Origin of the sequence: Flavobacterium sp. N2270, from assembly GCF_025947225.1 — a bacterium.
Taxonomy (GTDB): domain Bacteria; phylum Bacteroidota; class Bacteroidia; order Flavobacteriales; family Flavobacteriaceae; genus Flavobacterium.
Genome location: NZ_CP110005.1, coordinates 155,828 through 173,905 on the forward strand (window position 1 = coordinate 155,828; position 18,078 = coordinate 173,905).

An 18,078-nucleotide genomic window follows, 5' to 3' on the forward strand; every position below is an offset into this window, starting at 1 on the left:
CGTTTATGATATATATTCGTTAAATCCTTTATAAAATTTTTTACCAATAGCATTAGCTGTATATTTAGAAATAGGAAGACCGAGTGCATCTTCTATAGACCAAATTACATCTTTAAATCCAAAAAGGTGTCTAAAAAGAACTGTGCTAGAGAAACGTGGATTAATTTCAAATACGACTGGCCCTTTGCTAGTTATTCGTAATTGAACATTAATACTTCCTTTTAAATTTAATTTTTCAGCAATTGAAATTAAAACACTTACAATTGAATTATCAATTATTACTTCTCCATAACCACTGAATCCACCTGTTAACTCTCTTTTTAAGATTATCGTTCGTATTTCTCCTTTACTACTTCTAAAAACACCACAAGTATATTCTCCATGTGTGTCATCTAAATATTCTTGAACTATAAATTCTGAATTCACACGTTTAAGGTATTGAAATGTTTCATTATCATGAACCACATATACTTGAGAACTTCCTGAACCAGTTCTTGATTTCAAAATAACAGGATAAAAACTCAATTGATCAACTTCATTTACATTTTGTGTCTTTGGAAATGGAAGATTATTATCCTTTAAAAAAATTGCTGTTTTTAATTTATCAAAACCAATTTCTAATGCGAATAAAGAAGCAGTAATTAATTTTGCTCCACCTATATTATCATGTATATTATGTTCAGAAAAAAAACGTAATTCTGGTTCAGAAACTGGAATTATAAAATCAATTTTATTTTCCTGTACAAAGTTAGTTAAAAAAGAAATAAAGTTTTCATTAGTACATCTTTCTCCTAAAGAGAAATTATTATAAATAAATTGAGCAGCATTTTTATTCGAAATATCTATTCCATACAAATCATCTACATGATTATTGAGGAGCTTACCAATACTTTGTCCAATATCACCACCACAACCAGTAACCAAAATTTTACATTTAAATTTCATTATTATTTCTTTTTAGTATAGTTTGTAAATAAGGGATATCTGGATTAATTTGTTCCAATTCTCCTAATAATATACTTACATCATAAGAAGTGCTCATTAATTGAAACTCTTTAGTTTTAGAATCTAATAAGACCCAATTACCTATTCCTCCTTTCTTACGAGATTGACCTACAGAACCAACGTTTATAAGAGTATTTTTTTTGTTTTGATGAACAAAAGGATAGTGAGAATGTCCGACAAACACAAAATCAACAGAAACATCATTAGAACGATTTAAAATTTCTTCATTTGTATCTGGATATAAATAATAATTAGGGTCCCAATGTGAACCATGACACATTAATATTTTTGTAGCATTAATAATGACTTCCTTTTGATCAGGAGCTGTTAAAATTTCATCAAGCTGTTCAGTACTAAGTTTATCAATTGCAAATTGATGTCCATTGCCGTATTTTTTTGTTAGAAAAGACATTTTTAGCTCACCATTTATAACTTTTTGAAGCATTTCCTCGTGATTACCTCTAATTAATTCATATTCCCATTTACTAAGCAAACTCAATACTTTATCAGGATGATAATAGTACCCAATAATGTCACCAAGTATTAATAACTTTTTTACACCAATTCTCTCAGCATGGAGAAGTACTTGCTGCAATGCATAAACATTACCATGAATATCTGACAATATGGCTAACTTCATATAATAAGGCTAATCTTTTCAATAATTTTTTGAGCGGCCATTGAAGCAGGTTGCAACTTACCATCTTCTTTAAGCGCAACAAAATCTGCATGTTTTGTAAATCCAGGAATTGAAGAATTCCTTATTTGTAATTGCATATCAGTATCTATTACTCCTGGATCGACATTAATTGCTTTAACAAAATTATTATTTGCTTCTTGATCAGAAAGTGATTGAGTGAAAAATTTTAAGTATGCTTTAGAACTTCCATAGACTGACCAACCATCAATACTATAATTTGCAGCACCAGATGTAATATTTATTATTTCAATTTTCGCCTTACAGAACGTTTTAAGAACATAATTAATAATTATAGATGGCGCTAAAACATTAACTTGTAAAGACTCAACTAACTCATTATCATTTAATTCACCTATTTTTCCAATTGGAAAAATAGTTCCTGCATTATTTATATAAAGTACTTCTTTTGCTTCTAAAGATATCGTTTCAAGATTTTTAAGTAATTCACTATTATTTAACATAGATAAATCGACAGGAATAAACTCAAAACGCGGATCATCATTAGAAATTAAATCAGCCTGAACTTTAGAAACACGCCTTGAAAGAGATACAATTTTATCAAAATACTCATTGTTAAATAGTTGGTTAAAAAGCGCCTCACCAAGTCCCTTGTTAGCGCCAGTTATTATAGCAATTTTTTTATTAAAAGTATTCATTTCATAGTCTTTAAATTTACTTTGCATACAATATCTTTTAAAGGTTTTAGAATGAATTTTAACGTTAGTCGATTTATTATTAGCAAAAGGAACATTTTTTAAAACTTTTTCTAATTGATAGTTACAAGATTCTAATACGTTATATAAATGAGGTCTCAAATCAAACGCATAGGTAAAAATTCTATGAAATTTTAATTGTTCAAAGGCAACTTTTTCAATTAATTGAAGAAAAACTGACCAATATTTAGCAAAATATTCCTTTTCTAGTTCGGTCTTCATTACAAATGAAATCTCTGCGTTTTTGTCAATCCAATTGATGTGAACCAAGCCACCATAACCTATAAACTCATTATTTTCAAAAAATGAGAACAATAATTGGTCAGGCCTTTCAACTTCAAATAAATTAGACACTACAGTTGCAAAATAATGCTCTTGTTTTTCTCTTGTTAATGGCTCAGTTTGCCTTAAGTGGTATAATTGTTCATTTCGAATTTGTAAAATAGCATACTTATCTTCATCTCGGATAGGCTCTATTCGAAATCCATTCTTTTCAAAAACATTTGTTTTAAGGATTTTATATTTTCTCATTTAAGATTTGGATTTTATATTTAAATTCGGCTAACATCCAATCCGATTCATTATCAATATCCTGAACCAATAATTCATTTAAAACAACGGTTCCTGTTTTATCCGTTAACAATGCTTTCTTTTTTAATACCTGTTCACAGTTCATAAAATAGAATTGTCCTACATCATGATAGGAAATTTCTAAATCTTGAGAACGTGTTAAAGCAAACTCTGGATAAAAAAAAGAAAGTTTTTCTTCTTGCAACCTTAGCGCTCTTTGAATAGGAAATGAAAAAGGAACAACTGGAAATACAGTATCCAAAAAATTTTGCTGTAAAACCGTAAAAGCTTCTTGTAAGGAAGCTATTTGAATTAAAGGAGCACATGAGTAAATACAACAGGCATAATCAAAATTTTTACCTTGCTTTTTATAATTTATTAATGTCTCCTCAATAACATCGTAAGTAGTAGCAAAATCATCACTATTCTTTTCACTTCTCAAAAAAGGTACTTTGGCACCATACTTTAATGCAATTGAAGCAATTTCATCGTCATCAGTAGAAACCATAACCTCATCAAACAAATTACTATTAATAGCAGCCTCAATAGAATAAGCAATAATTGGCTTCCCTAAAAAAAATTTAATATTTTTTCTAGGTATCCTTTTACTGCCTCCACGTGCTGGTATAATAGCTATATTAGGCATAGTACTTTTCAATTATTTGAATTACAAAATCTTGTTCTTCATCGGTCAACGTAGGGTACATAGGTAAGCTGATGCATTGCTTATAATAAGTTTCTACTTGAGGAAAATCATTTTCTTTCCAACCCAACTCTTGATAATAAGGCATTAAATGACAAGGAATATAATGAATTTGTGCATGTATATTATTTGCCTTTAAATGATTATAAAGTCCTAAGCGATCTATTACTTCTATTATGTACAAATGATATGCATGCCCTTCAATATATCCAGATTGTCCTTTAATATATTCTTTATGCAAAAAAGACTTTTCGTATTTCTTTGCAATCGATTTTCTTCTTTCAATTCCTTCATCTGCTCTAGCAAGTTGGCTAATACCTAATGCCGCTTGAAAATCGGTAAAACGATAATTAAAACCTAATTCTTGCATTTCCATGTACCAACCAGGATAACCTTCTCCTTTTGAAGTTGTTATACCATTTGCTAATGCTACTGAATTTTTAAAAAGAGAGGCGTCACGTGTAATTCCATGTGTACGCAATGCTAATAATTTATGATACAATTTTTCGTCATTAGTCGTAATCATACCTCCTTCTCCAGTAGCTATATGCTTAACCGGATGAAAAGAAAAAATAGCCAAATCGGCAAAATTTCCATTTCCACAATTTTGTTTATTATTTAAGCTATCTATAAAATAGCCTCCTGGTGCATGACAAGCATCTTCAATAATCCATAAATTGTATTTTTTCGCTAATGCTTTCAAAGCTTCTAAATTAACAGGTGCTCCTGCAAAATCAACAGGAATAATTCCTTTATAAGTTCCTTTTGGGGAAGCTTCTAGAAGTTTTTCAACCTTATTTAAATCTAACAAATAGCTTTGAGAATCAACATCTGAAAAAACAACTTCCCCACCACAATAACGAATACAGTTTGCAGAAGCTGCAAACGTTAATGGAGTGGTAATTACCTTATCTCCTTCAGAAACACCTAATACCATTGCTGATAAATGCAAGGCAGCTGTTCCATTTGAAACTGCAACGGCATAGTTACATCCAATATATTGTGCAAATGCTTCTTCAAAAGCTAAAATAGTGGGTCCTTGCGTTAAATAATCTCCTTTCAGAGCTTCTGTAACAGCTTGGATATCTTCTTGGGTTATATTTTGTTTTCCGTAAGGTATCATCAATTATTTTTCTTGAAAATCTGTATACAAATGTTCTTTAATAAGTAAGCGTAAAGATTCTACAGTTTCCCACTCCGTATTTTCTCCTGAAGTATAACTGAAGCCTTGAGGAACTAATTGAGCATTGAAATGTTTTTTATATTCTTCTAAATTCCAATTGGTTACTTGGGGTAAAATTACAAAATACTTACCTAAATCATAAGTTGTAAAAGAATCTGAAGCGGTGATCATTTCTTCATGTATTTTTTCTCCAGGTCTAATTCCTATTATTTTATGTTCACAAGATGGCCCAATAGCTTGAGCTACATCCATAATTTTATACGATGGAATTTTAGGCACGAATAACTCGCCACCCCAAGCACTATCTAAGGCATGTAAAACCATATCTACTCCGCCTTGTAATGAAATATTAAATCTCGTCATTGATGGCTCGGTGATGGGCAAAACTCCCTCTTCTCTTTTATCCATAAAAAATGGAATTACAGATCCATTTGACCCCATAACATTTCCATAACGAACAACAGAAAATTTAATATCTTGTTTACCTTTTATATTATTTGCTGCGATAAATAATTTATCCGAAGTAAGTTTTGTGGCACCATATAAATTGATAGGCGCACAGGCTTTATCTGTAGACAAGGCTACTACCTTGGTTACATCACTAGCTAAACTTGCTTTAATGACATTTTCGGCACCTCCTATATTTGTTTTTACACATTCATCTGGGTTATATTCTGCTATATGAACGTGTTTCATTGCCGCAGCATGGATAACATAATCTATTCCGTTAAAAGCACGCTTTAATCGTTCTAAATCTCTAACATCACCAATAAAATAGCGAATAGCAGGATATTCTTTATCCGAAAACTCTTGTGCCATTTGATACTGCTTTTGTTCATCCCTTGAGTATATGACTAATCGTTTTACATCCGGCCATTTTTTCAAAATAGTCTTGGTTAATTCTTTGCCTAAAGAACCTGTTCCTCCTGTAATTAATATGGATTTATTACTTAACATTTTTATTTTAAATTTTTTATTATCTGCTCGGCAAATAGTTTCCCATATTTACCTTCATTTTTATATTCACATAGATGTAAAACAAGAGCATTACTTGTATTTTTTATACTATTCTTATCTTTAGAAAACGCTTTCAATTGTTCAAAAAAAGCATCCCAGTTTTTAACATTATTCAATAAATCACTATTATTTAAATCTTCTAAATGCTTAAACCCATAACTTACATCCCTCAAAAAAGAATCAAATTTTTTATCATCTGATAAGTTCTCAGTTATATTAATATGCGGTTTATTTAACATGGACGCATCTAACAAAGTCGTAGAACTGGTGGCAACTACTAAATCAGAATAATGAAATGTACTTACCCAATTTTCAAGCATTTGTTTATCCATAAAACGGTATTTCTGCTTGCTTGATGTTTGAACTTCGCTTTGAATTTTTATTCGATTATCTATATCTTTAAATTTTGGTATATAAGTTGAAAAATCTTTAATAGGATGTGGTCGTACTAAAATTTGGAACGCATCCAACAATCCTTCTGTAGAGGCCAATTTACAAAATTTCAAGCAAACATCAATCTCCGAAGTTATAAATAAAGGCGACCCCAAAGTATACAACAGCAACGGCAATTCTTCATTTAAACCGTATTGATTATAAAACACCTTTTTATCCATAAGAAAATCAGGATTTGAAAACACATCATATTGAGGAGTTCCAAAAACAAAATTCTTAGTTTTTAAAGTGTAAGGGTAGTATTTATTCAACTCTTGTATTCGAACAGAAGACCACACTCCATAATAATCAGATGTATATAGCATTCTCGATTTAGTGGTAATATTGTCCCAAGAAGGAATGATGCTTACAATCGAAACATTCATTTTTTTAGCTTCAATCGCTACTAAAGGCTCCTCTACCCAAAAAGGATTTAAAACCATTAAATAATCCAATGAAGTATCTTTTAAATCTGAGGCTAGAAAAGGATTTCTTTCGCTAACCTGAACACTTTTAAAAACAAGCCATTCCATTAAAAAATGCAAATGAAGTAACGATACCAACTTTCCTAAAAAAAGTAGAAACTTTAATTTAGCTGTTTTCTTTGTTTTATACTTAATATTGATTGCAATACTTTTTGCATCTAAAGCATACATCCAAGCATATTCATTAATTCTCCTTAAATAACTAGTCCAATTTGGCAAAGGTTTAAGCTCGGGAAATGGTTTTACACTAACATTTTCTATTGTCCAATCGTTAGGGTTCGAAACAAAAGATTTTGCCCATATCTCTACAGTAAATTCTTTTGTCAATGTACCTAAAAAAGTAGAATGTTGCAACATCCTATCGGTAAATACTGAAGTTGTTAGTATAAGTAATTTCTTTTTTTTCAATTCTAAAATTTTATAATTCTTGCATTTTAATAAACTCATTCATCCTAGAGGAATTATTATTTATTAATTCATCATAGCTTCCACTTTCAATTATTATTCCTCCTTCAATTACATTAATTATGTCAGAGTTTTTAATAGTAGATAATCTATGCGCAATAACAATAATTGTAATTTTACCATTTAATTCTTCCAGACTTTCAATAATACTTTTTTCTGTTTCAGAATCCAACGCACTAGTAGCTTCATCCAATATTAAAATTTTAGGATTACGATATAATTCTCTTGCAATCGCTATACGTTGCTTTTGCCCACCAGAAAGAGAAACACCTCTATCACCAACATCTCTGTTTAAATCATTATCATTTTTAATAATCTCATCTAAATGACTCATTTTTATAGCATTCCATAAACGAGAATAATCTTGCTCTTTGTTATAATCCCAGGAAGTGATATTATTTAGTATTGTATCACTAAAAATTACAGATTCTTGTGCAATATAACCAATTTTTGAACGCCAATCTTTTAAATTAATTTCACTTAAGTCAATACCATCAATACTCACATTTCCCGAATTGGGCTTTAACAAACCTGTTATAATATTAATTAATGTGCTTTTACCACTTCCACTTTTACCTACAAAAGCGACTGTTTTATTTAATGGAATTTCTAAATTAATAGAATCTAGATTTTTAATCATAGAATCATTAGAATACTTAAAATCTATATCCTTTAAAATTATTGATTTTGAAAAATCAACTTTTTTCACTCCTGCACTATCCTCTTGATTTTCAATTAAACTAGATTCTAATTGAATAACTGAATTTGTACTTCCTATTTGCCCTAAAAAATTATTCCAAGTAGATTGAGAAGATAAAAAATAATTGGTAGAACGGTAAAACAACACCAATAACATTAAAACTACGGATGTTTCTATTTTAATTACAGATACAGAAACATAAACAATAAGCAATACTAATAAAAGTACTGCAGGCTCTTGAATTGCAAGAACAAAATTGGTTCTAATATCTTTTTGAATTTTTAACCTTCTAATGTTAACAACGGTTTGTTTTAAAAAATCATTAAGATGATAAAAATTATTTGTTGATTTTAAATATTTGTAAGATTGAATAAACTGAATTAATAAGCTATTAAATTTTGAGTTAGACGAAGTTATTTCTTTTGAAATATTTTTAATTTTTACATTTAACTTTTTAAAACCTAAATAATATATCATTCCGAAAAATAATATTATAAAAGTAAATTTATATTCTATGAAAAGAATGATAATTATAAATGAAATACCTGTAAATATGGTTACTAAATAGTTAGAAAAATATATAAATCCAGAAACCATATTTTCTACTTCTAAAGTAAAAGTACTAGACAATTTTCCTGTTTCTCGCTTAGTATAATTTGTGTATTCTAAGCCAGATAAATTTTTAATCATATTTTTCCTTATATCCAGTAAAAACTTACTTGAGTAAAACAACTTAAAATAACCTGTTACAAACTTAAAAACTGCCTTAAAAAGAAATAGTACAACAAAAATTGTTACTAAATTATTTATGGTATAATCAATAGAAAAAAAAGTTAACACATCGCTTACAATAGGAAAATTAGTAGCTTCTAATTTTGGTTTATTTTCTAGAATACTTTGTAAAATAGGAAAAATCATGCTTACTCCTATACTTTCTAAAACCCCTGTTAGGAAAGAAAGACATACAATAAATAGCATCCCAAATTTTACATATTTAAAATAAAATTTAATGATCCTTAATCGACCTGAAAGATTCCCAATTAAATCCATTATCCTATCGCATTCAAATTAATCCACTGCCAAAGATAAAAACTATTATCTTGACTTCCATTTTTATATGCATTCCATAAAGCTAATACTTTTTCTTTTTGCACAAAGTTACCATTAGAAAATTCTACTATTTTCTCATCTACATAAGCATGTAGCTCATGAGCCATCCATTCTCTTTGCGGAGTTTGCAGAGGTCTTTTAGGAGCTAAAGCTACTTCGTTACCCAACAACTCTTTAACAATTTCACGCAACATCCATTTTCCTTGTCCATGCTTTATTTTCATATTGCTTGATTGTGCAAAAGCTAATTCCACTAATCGATAATCTAAAAATGGCTCTCTTAACTCTGTCCCATGCAACATACTTATTCGATCATTAAAACGCAACGCCCTTGGTATTTTAGTGTAAAATAAATCTCTATACTGCAGGTTTTGCAAATCATTATCAAAAGGCTTTTCATATACTTCTTTCTCAGCAAATCCTTTAAACTCTTCGGTTAAAACTTCTGGCCTAACAGGTGCTGTTTTCGTTCCTTGAATGGTAAATCCTGAATTGGTTTGATAATAATCATATCCTGCCCAAGCCTCATCCATGCCTTGACCGTCTAGTAACACTAAGATTCCTTTTGCTCTCGCTTTTGCAAATATTTGATGATACGCCAAAGTAGGAAAACCACCAAAAGGTTCTTCTTGAAGCGCAGCAATTTCCGCAATCAGTTTAGGCACTTCTTCTGCCTCTAACAAACATTTATTTAAAGGATTCTTTGTTTTTTCTAACATTAATTCTACCCAATGCAATTCATCATAACGCTCATCATTGGTATAAAATGTAAAAGCTTCTATTGTTTTATTATCTGGAAATTCTTGATTTACTAAAGCCAATAACGCTGAAGAATCTAAACCTCCACTTATATTAAATCCAACAGGAACATCTGCTCTAAAACGCAAACGAATACTGTCTTGTAATAATTCTAAATATTTTATTTTTAGCTCTTTTTCAGCCAATTGAGGTGTATTTTTTATATGATTTACGAAGTCGTACCATTTTACTGGTTCTACTTTTTTTTGAGCATGTAAATCATATTCAAAATAATGTCCTGCAGGTAATTGATGAATATTTTCCCAAAAAGTTTCATTTGGCAATCCATAAGTTCCAAAACTTAAATAATTAGCCCAAACTTTTTTATTTTTTATTTTTTCAACACCCGCTGCAAATAGTGTTTTTATTTCACTAGCAAAAAATAAAGTGTCGTTCTTAAAAGCATAGTAAAAAGGTTTTACTCCAAAACGATCTCTGGCTGCAAACATTTTTTGTTCTTTGGTGTCCCAAATTGCAAAAGAAAACATTCCGTTTAAATCATTCAACATTGTTTTTCCTTTCTTTTGAAAAAGCGCCAACAAAACTTCTGTATCTGAAGATGTTTTAAAAGAATAATCAAACAGCTGTTCTTTTAACTCTAAGTAATTATATATTTCGCCGTTAAAAACAAGTATAAATCTACCATCTGAAGAAACCATAGGTTGATCTGCTTCAGAACTTAAATCAATAATAGACAATCTATTATGACCTAAAAACACATTTTCACCTATCCATTTATGGGTTGCATCGGGTCCTCGATGACGTTGTGCAAACAACATTTCGTTTATACATTCATTTCCATTAGGTAAAGAACCTATTATCCCTACAATTCCACACATAGTATTACATTCTTAACTGAAGTACTTTTGCTTCAGCTATTTCCCAATCTTTTAAAGTATCAATATTACAAAAATAAGCAGGATCACTCTCTATATAACTAATAGATGCACCATAAAAGGAATGTTTCTCTTTAATTACAGCTGTTTTAGTAATATAAATGCTTCCGTCTCTAAAAAAAGAAACGGGCAAATCTTGTCTTCTTTTAATAATTTCTTTTTCACCGGTGGCGATATCTAAAGTTCCGTTTTTATTTTCTAAAAAAGTCCAATGCGGATTATATTCGTGAGGCACTTGTAAAACACTAAGCAAACAATCTGTTTTTTGATTAATGAATTTCTCAATTGCCTCATCAATAAATCCTTCTTTTCTAAATGGAGAAGTTGGTTGCAATAAACAAACCGCATCGTAAAAAACTCCCTTCAATTCAAAAAACTGCAAAGCATGAGCAACCACATCAATTGAAGACGCACTATCTACAGCCAGTTCAGCTGGTCTTTTAAAAGGAACAGACAAACCTATATTTTCAGCCACTTGTATTATCTCATCATCATCAGTTGATAAAACTAAATCCGTAATAAACTTAGACGCATTTGCAGCTTCAACCGTATATGCCAACAAAGGCTTGCCATTTAGTAATTTAATATTTTTACCAGGAACACCTTTGCTTCCTCCTCTTGCAGTTATAAGCCCCAATACTCTCATTAGTACATAATGGTTTTATGAAATTGCAATGGAACTTGTTCTAGTAAATTTGCTATATTACTTCCTGCATTACCACCACCATATACATTTGATTTGGTTGTTTTTCCTGTTTTCAAATGGAATTGAATGGCACTTGTTATTGCTTCTTTATTATAGTCAACATCTATTACATTTGCACCACGATCCCTACGATTTTGGCGACTTCCAATATTAACAGTTGGCACTCCTAAATAGGCACATTCTCTAATTCCAACACTTGAGTTTCCAATCAAACAACTAGAATGATTCAATACATGTAGGAAATCTTTTCCCTCCATGTTTTTAAAAAAATGCACATTTGGTAATTTATTATTTTCCCTGAATGCTCTTATTCCTGAAGAAGTACCATCGGCACCCGCGTCTACATTAGGCCAAAACCATAATGTGGGTTGATTTAATTCTGAAACGGCTTTTAAAGTTGTTTCAATATGTAATCTTGAATTTTGATATTCATTCGTTACTGGATGTTGCATAACCACCAAATAACCATTTGATAAATCAGGCTCTTCTCCTACTCCTCCATATTTTTCGTAAGGATTGAAAGGCAAAGTTGTACTGTTTTCTATAACTTGTTTTGCTAAATCAATAGAAGGACAACCTGTATTATATACAAAATCTGGGTTTTCCCCTAATTTGATTACGCGTACTTTTGCATCTTCTGAAGCCACAAAATGATAATCGGATAATTTAGTAATTGCATGTCGAACTTTTTCGTCAATATTTCCTGTTACTTCACCTCCTTGAATGTGCGCTAATGGAATATTCATATACGATGCCGCAATCGCAGTTGCCATGGTTTCAAATCGATCGGCAACCGTTACTACAATATCCGGTTTTAAATTTTCAAATACCGATGATAATTCTAGGATACCTATTCCTGTAGTTTTTGCAGCAGCAGCTAAGTTTTCACCTTCTAAAACATTAAAAACTTTCGCACTAATTTCAAAGCCGTCTTTTAGAATATAATTAACCGCACTTCCGTATCTATCTAACAAAGCAGAAGCAGCAACTACCAATTGTAATTCTAATTGTGGATGCTCTTTTATGGCTTGTAAAGCAGTTTTTATTCTACTATAACTAGGTCGTGCAGTAACAACTACACATATTTTTCTTTTTGACATATTAAGCTATATTTTCTGGGATTAAAAAATCCCATTGCTTTAAATCAACTAATAATTCTTTTCCAATAACATTTCGGAATTCTTTGGCACTTATTCCTTTATTTCCAGGTTTTTTAGATTCTAAATCAGTTATGCTTAAAACACTTCCTTTTTTCAAATCCTTATTAACACTTAATGATTTTCCAAACATAATTTTCAAATCATTAAACGTACGTACATCTTGTTTTGAATAATCTGAATGAATTGATTCTTCAATAGACCTTACTCCATTTACCAATTCTTTTGTTTCTTCTATAGTTAAAGAAGCTTTAGCATCTGGACCAAACATCTCTTTATTAAAAACTACATGAAATTCTAATATTGAAGCTCCCATTGCGACTGCAGCTAATGGCGCCACAATTCCAGCCGAATGATCTGAAAAACCTATTGGAATTTGAAATTTATTCTTTAATTTTTGTATTTCATTCAACCCCCATTGGCTAGCAACTGTTGGATAAGCAGTTGTACATTGCAACAAACTTAATTCATTACCATAAGGAGATAAAAAATTAATAGTTTGTTCAAGCTCTTCATAATCACTCATCCCTGAAGACAGTATAATTGGCTTTCCTGTAGCTGCAATTTTTTGTAACATCAAGTAATTATTCAATTCTCCAGATCCTATTTTGTATCTTAAAACACCTATTTCTTCTAATAATTCCACCGCAGCACAACTAAACGGGGAAGACATAAACTCAACTCCAACTTGATCACAATGTTCTTTTAATCCTTTCCATTGTTCAGGAGTAAACTCCATTCGTTTCCAATACTCCATTCTAGTGGCATCCTCATAACTAAAATTAACCCTAAAGGACTCAAAAACACTACTTTCTGCTTCAGCAATATGTGTTTGAAATTTAACTGCATCTACTCCAGCTTTAGCTAATGCATCTATATAACTATGTGCAATACCTAAACTTCCCTCATGCGCTTGAGCAATTTCAGCTATTATAAACACTTTCTTCATCTTCAAATGTGTTGAATTTCTAATAATTTTACATGTCTTGTCAAAAATAAGCTATTTTAAAGAAGGTACAAATTTATTTGGATTTTGTTTGTTTTAAAATTGAAGTGCAAGAAACCAATTATGAACTTATAAAGTTTACTGAAGTGCATTTTACGACAACTTTATTCATAACAAGGATACGCGTAATAAACAAACCTCAAGTCACTCTCCCCATCTCCTTTTCTCTAAGTCTCTCGACAAAAACTATTGACACAAAAAAGAAAATTATTTAATTTTAATTCAAAAAAGAACAATGGCAAAAATAATCGCACCTTTTAAAGTTAAGGGAACCATAGACGATCTAAATTTTTACAACACACCAAACGGTAATTATGTCAGAACCAAAGGAAAAACAGGCATAACAAAAAAGCAATTCCAAGAAAACCCTATCTTCGACCGCATCCGACAACAAGGCAATGAGTTTGGAAGTTGTGTACTAAAAGCAAAAGCATTCAGGCTTACAGCAAAACAATTCTTCGACAAAGCAAAAGAAGGTTCCTTTGCAGGAAGAGTAAACAGCCTATTATTTGAAATACTAGAAGAAGATACCAAACACCCTATTGGAGAACGCAAACTGGAAAACGGATTACAAACTCCCGACGGACCAACTCTTTTAGTAGGTTTTGAAGCCAATAAATCACGACCTCTAAGCAAAACATACAAACGAAAAATCACTTTCAATTGGGAAAAATTAGAACCAAACATCAAAGCCATAAACCCTGAAAAAGACATCAACTGGCCCGATTCAGAAGCCAATCTTGTGCACCTGCAATTAGCCATTGCAAATTGGGACTATGAAAAAGATACTTGTGAAACCCTTTACAGCAATGAAATTACGCTAGAAAAAACAAGTAAAAAACACACCTTAAACTGGACACTCAACACGCCAAACGAGAAAAAACTTTGGATAGCATTCATATGCATTTCATTTTCAAATAAAATCAGAAAAAAAACCAAACCAGTCCATAAGAAAGAGAATACAGCAACCATACTAAGCTTTAAAAACCATTGAAGAAACGTAATCATCAAGACCCTCACAACATTATTTTAATGTTGTAAACTTATCTATATCAGTATTACAAAGCGTTGATTCAAAAAAAAGTTGAAGAATTAGCACCTTAGTTTACATTAGGAATATAATGACCAGAAAGAATTTGAGACCATAAAAATCAGTCTCTTTGAGACCGATATTCTGGAAGTTGATTGCACAAGCCCTTAAAGTACGATAAGTTTCTACACAGACAAATATTCTACACTCAAGCCCACCTGATTCCTATCCCCCAACCCTCCATTTCTCTTCACAATTCACCGCTACTTTTCACTAAATAAACTATCTTTGCATTAAATTATAATGTTAAGATGTTTTCCATTTTCAAATCTAAACCAAAACTTAAAGAACTCATTCCAAGTGATTATGTGGATATCCATTCGCATCTTTTACCGGGAATAGATGATGGTGCACAAAATAAGGAGGATAGTCTTTTTATTTTGAACGAAATGAAGAAGTTAGGCTTTAAAAAAGTCATTACTACTCCGCATACGATTAAAAATGTGTGGGACAATTCGAAAGAAGATATTGAAAATACCTATACAAAGTTGAAAGCCGATTTACCCCAAGAAACTGACAACTTACAACTTGGTGTAGCATCGGAATATTTCATGGATGAAAATTTTTTAGCACAATTTAAAGCAGAACCGCTTTTAACGCTAAAAGACAATTACGTTTTAGTTGAAATGTCGTATTTAAATCCACCAATGCAGTTGTTGGAAATTCTTTTTGAATTGCAGCTAAAAGGCTACCAACCAGTATTGGCTCACCCAGAACGTTATAATTTTTACCACAATAACTTTAAAATGTATGAGGAGTTAAAAAAGGCAGGTTGTTTATTTCAAATGAATTTACTTTCTTCTGTTGGTTATTATGGAAAAGAGGTTGCTATAGCAGCTGACACTCTTTTAGGAAAAAAGATGATTGATTTTGTTGGAAGTGACATTCATCATGAAAACCACATAAAGTCTTTTCAAAATAAAATTATTATTAAAAATAAAGAAGCACTTGAAAAAGCAATAAGTGCTAATGTGTTTTTTAACTAAAATTTATTTTTTAAAAATGTTTTTCCAAGATTTCTTGCTTTCACTTTCTGCTTCATAACCGTAACCATAGCCATAGCCATAGCCTTTTTTACCATTTGTATCGTTTAACAAAATTGACATATTAGGTAATTTGTTTTCTGAATATAGTTTTTGTGGAAGCTCCAGCATTCTTTTGTCTAAGAAATTAGCACGCGCTACATAAACGAATGCATTTGCATTTTTAGCAATAATTAAAGTGTCGGTAACCAAACTTACTGGTGCCGTATCTACAATTATATAATTGTACTGTTTTTTTAATTCTTCAAAAGCAATATTCAATTTAGACCCCATTAGCAATTCTGCAGGATTTGGCGGAATCACTCCGGCAGGCAGTACATGTAAATTAGGAATCTCTTTACTGCTCACAATAAAATCGTTTATAGGGGCACTTGTTTTATCTGCTAAAAAGTTGGTTAACCCTTTTTGAGGCAATTGCATATAATCATCTAATTTAGGGTTACGAATATCTGCACCTATTAACAGTACTTTATCGTTAGATTGTGAAATTATTGACGCTAAATTAACCGATACAAATGTTTTTCCTTCTTTAGGATAAGTAGAGGTTAAAAAAATGGTTTTCGCTGTTCCTTCTTCCACTTCATTGAGTAAGAATTCTAAATTGGTCCTTATAATTCGCATGGCTTCTGCAGTTGTGGATCTCGATGAGTTTTCAACTAAAAGCACGCCGGTATCTAATCGAGGGATTTCACCTAAAAATGGTAACGTTGTAGCGCGTTCTATGTCTACTCTTGATTTAATTTTAGTATCGAATAAATCGTTGATATAGATTACTCCAAAAGGAATAAGTATCCCTAAAAGAAAACTTCCCAAGTAAATGACTTTTCTGTTTGGCGATACAGGAACCGAAGAGGAAATAGCCAAGTCAATTACTTTTGCATTAGGAGCTGTAACCGCTAAAGAAATAGCCATTTCTTCTCTTTTTTGCAATAAGTAAAGAAACAAAGCTTCTTTTACATGCTGTTTTCTATCAATATCGCGAAACAAACGTTCTTGTGTAGGAATTTGAGCTATTTTACCTACCACTTTAGCTTTTTGTCGGGTTAAGTCTTGTTGTTGAATTCCTAAAGACGATTTATATTGTGCTAAACTCGCTTTAACGTTTTGCTTTAACGAAGTAATTTTAGCATCTAATGCTTTTACTAATGTGTTTTTTTCGCCTGCCGTTTTGGTAAGTTTATTGCGTTCTAAAACTAATTTATTATAATCGGAAATTAAACTCGTTGCGCCTTGATCTTGCGCTATGATATTTGCGGGCAATGTTTCTGAAAAATCACTAGAATTAACATAGTCCATCATGGTTTCAACCACTTTAATTTGGGTTAAGTTGGCCATTTTTTGCTTTTCCACTTCACTGGCATTTTCTAAAAACAAACCGGCTTCAGAAACGATATCGGTAACTTGATTGGACTTTTTAAAAGCCTCCACATCTTGCTCTACCCCTTGAAGTTCTTTTGCAATAAGCTCTAAGCGCTGGTCTATAAATTTTGAGGTGTTTTCAGATACATATTTTTTATCATCAATTGCATCTTTATTATAATTTGACACCAATTCGTTTAAAAAATCAACGGCTTTTGATTTTACAGGATCAACAATACTTAATTCTATAACACTCGTGTTTTTACTTAAAGTACTAACCAACAACCTGTTTCTAAAACTTTCTACGAGTTGTGCTTTGGGGTAATAATTCACCGCAATATTAAACTCTTTATTAAGACTGTAGTCTTTTGTTTTTATAAACTGTAAAACAGCTTCGTTTACTTTAATTTTTTCTCCATATTTAAATGTTCCTATAGCAGAATCTGAATCGTTATAAAGTTTAAAAGAAGCAGCATCATGATGTGCAATGCGGTATTTTTTATAGCTACTAAAATAGTTTTCATCTGCTTTAAGCACCACCATTTTAACAGGGTAACTTTTATACAATTCTTCCGACTTTACCCTCCCAATATTCATATAAACGGTTGTAAGCTCTAAATCTTGAATGGTTCTATCAATTAACGTTCTCGATTTGATAACCTCAACTTCATTGTCTACATTACTTTTAATATTAGACAACATACCTAAATCTGAAAAAGCAGAAAGTTCGTTTGCAATTCCACCCTTTCGATCGTCTTTAACCAAAATCGTAGCATTGGCTTTATATTGAGGTACGGAATATCTTAAATACAAATAGGCTACAGCTAAACAAAGAAACACACCCAATACGAACCATTTCCATTGGGATAAATATTTATAAACCTCTTCTTTTAGGTTAAAGTTGTTTGATGAACTAATTGAGCTTTCTGTTTTTTGCATT

15 protein-coding genes are annotated in these 18,078 nt (G+C 31.2%); 2 read left to right on the top strand and 13 right to left on the bottom strand.

Features of this window, described 5'->3' with window-relative positions:
* Window positions 1–3 precede the first annotated feature (3 nt).
* The 12 genes from OLM55_RS00775 to OLM55_RS00830 form a co-directional block, all read right to left on the bottom strand.
* Complete coding sequence (locus OLM55_RS00775; RefSeq protein ID WP_264559522.1) at window positions 4–945, bottom strand: ATP-grasp domain-containing protein; 942 nt, start codon at window positions 943–945, stop codon at window positions 4–6.
* Window positions 935–1,645: a metallophosphoesterase family protein gene (locus OLM55_RS00780; RefSeq protein WP_264559523.1), complete on the bottom strand. Its 711-nt coding sequence runs from the start codon at window positions 1,643–1,645 to the stop codon at window positions 935–937. Before OLM55_RS00780 ends, OLM55_RS00775 begins: the two co-directional genes overlap by 11 nt.
* Window positions 1,642–2,949 (bottom strand): SDR family NAD(P)-dependent oxidoreductase, encoded by a 1,308-nt coding sequence (locus tag OLM55_RS00785; RefSeq protein WP_264559524.1) that lies wholly within the window; start codon window positions 2,947–2,949, stop codon window positions 1,642–1,644. Before OLM55_RS00785 ends, OLM55_RS00780 begins: the two co-directional genes overlap by 4 nt.
* The gene (gene pseF / locus OLM55_RS00790; protein ID WP_264559525.1) at window positions 2,936–3,634 is read right to left on the bottom strand and encodes a pseudaminic acid cytidylyltransferase; all 699 of its coding nucleotides are present in this window, start codon (window positions 3,632–3,634) and stop codon (window positions 2,936–2,938) included. The genes OLM55_RS00785 and pseF overlap by 14 nt, the downstream gene beginning before the upstream one ends.
* A complete protein-coding gene (gene pseC / locus OLM55_RS00795) occupies window positions 3,627–4,814 on the bottom strand; it encodes a UDP-4-amino-4,6-dideoxy-N-acetyl-beta-L-altrosamine transaminase (RefSeq protein WP_264560639.1) in 1,188 nt (395 codons plus the stop codon). The genes pseF and pseC overlap by 8 nt, the downstream gene beginning before the upstream one ends.
* Window positions 4,815–4,817: 3 nt before the next feature.
* Complete coding sequence (gene pseB, locus OLM55_RS00800) at window positions 4,818–5,831, bottom strand: UDP-N-acetylglucosamine 4,6-dehydratase (inverting) (RefSeq protein ID WP_264559526.1); 1,014 nt, start codon at window positions 5,829–5,831, stop codon at window positions 4,818–4,820.
* A 2-nt stretch (window positions 5,832–5,833) separates the two neighbouring features.
* Window positions 5,834–7,216 carry a hypothetical protein gene (locus tag OLM55_RS00805; protein ID WP_264559527.1) on the bottom strand — a complete coding sequence of 461 codons (1,383 nt, stop codon included), beginning with the start codon at window positions 7,214–7,216 and terminating at the stop codon, window positions 5,834–5,836.
* Window positions 7,217–7,226: 10 nt separating this feature from the next.
* Window positions 7,227–8,951: an ABC transporter ATP-binding protein gene (locus OLM55_RS00810; protein WP_264559528.1), complete on the bottom strand. Its 1,725-nt coding sequence runs from the start codon at window positions 8,949–8,951 to the stop codon at window positions 7,227–7,229.
* Window positions 8,952–9,022: 71 nt separating this feature from the next.
* Complete coding sequence (asnB, locus tag OLM55_RS00815; protein WP_264559529.1) at window positions 9,023–10,720, bottom strand: asparagine synthase (glutamine-hydrolyzing); 1,698 nt, start codon at window positions 10,718–10,720, stop codon at window positions 9,023–9,025.
* Between the two features lie 4 nt (window positions 10,721–10,724).
* Entirely contained in the window at window positions 10,725–11,423 is a 699-nt protein-coding gene (locus OLM55_RS00820) for a cytidylyltransferase domain-containing protein (RefSeq protein WP_264559530.1), read from the bottom strand.
* Window positions 11,423–12,583, bottom strand: a complete 1,161-nt coding sequence (gene neuC / locus OLM55_RS00825; RefSeq protein ID WP_264559531.1) for a UDP-N-acetylglucosamine 2-epimerase — start codon at window positions 12,581–12,583, stop codon at window positions 11,423–11,425. The genes OLM55_RS00820 and neuC overlap by 1 nt, the downstream gene beginning before the upstream one ends.
* 1 nt (window position 12,584) lies before the next feature.
* Window positions 12,585–13,589 (bottom strand): N-acetylneuraminate synthase family protein, encoded by a 1,005-nt coding sequence (locus OLM55_RS00830; protein WP_264559532.1) that lies wholly within the window; start codon window positions 13,587–13,589, stop codon window positions 12,585–12,587.
* A 292-nt stretch (window positions 13,590–13,881) separates the two neighbouring features.
* On the opposite strand from OLM55_RS00830, the gene OLM55_RS00835 reads away from it, so the two are divergent.
* Together OLM55_RS00835 and OLM55_RS00840 are read left to right on the top strand one after the other, a co-directional pair.
* Window positions 13,882–14,640: a hypothetical protein gene (locus tag OLM55_RS00835; RefSeq protein WP_264559533.1), complete on the top strand. Its 759-nt coding sequence runs from the start codon at window positions 13,882–13,884 to the stop codon at window positions 14,638–14,640.
* A gap of 347 nt (window positions 14,641–14,987) precedes the next feature.
* Window positions 14,988–15,722, top strand: coding sequence for a tyrosine-protein phosphatase (locus tag OLM55_RS00840; protein ID WP_264559534.1), 735 nt, complete (start codon window positions 14,988–14,990; stop codon window positions 15,720–15,722).
* Window positions 15,723–15,725: 3 nt separating this feature from the next.
* Here the strand turns inward: OLM55_RS00840 and OLM55_RS00845 are convergent, their stop codons facing one another.
* Entirely contained in the window at window positions 15,726–18,077 is a 2,352-nt protein-coding gene (locus tag OLM55_RS00845) for a GumC family protein (protein WP_264559535.1), read from the bottom strand.
* Window position 18,078: the final 1 nt, after the last annotated feature.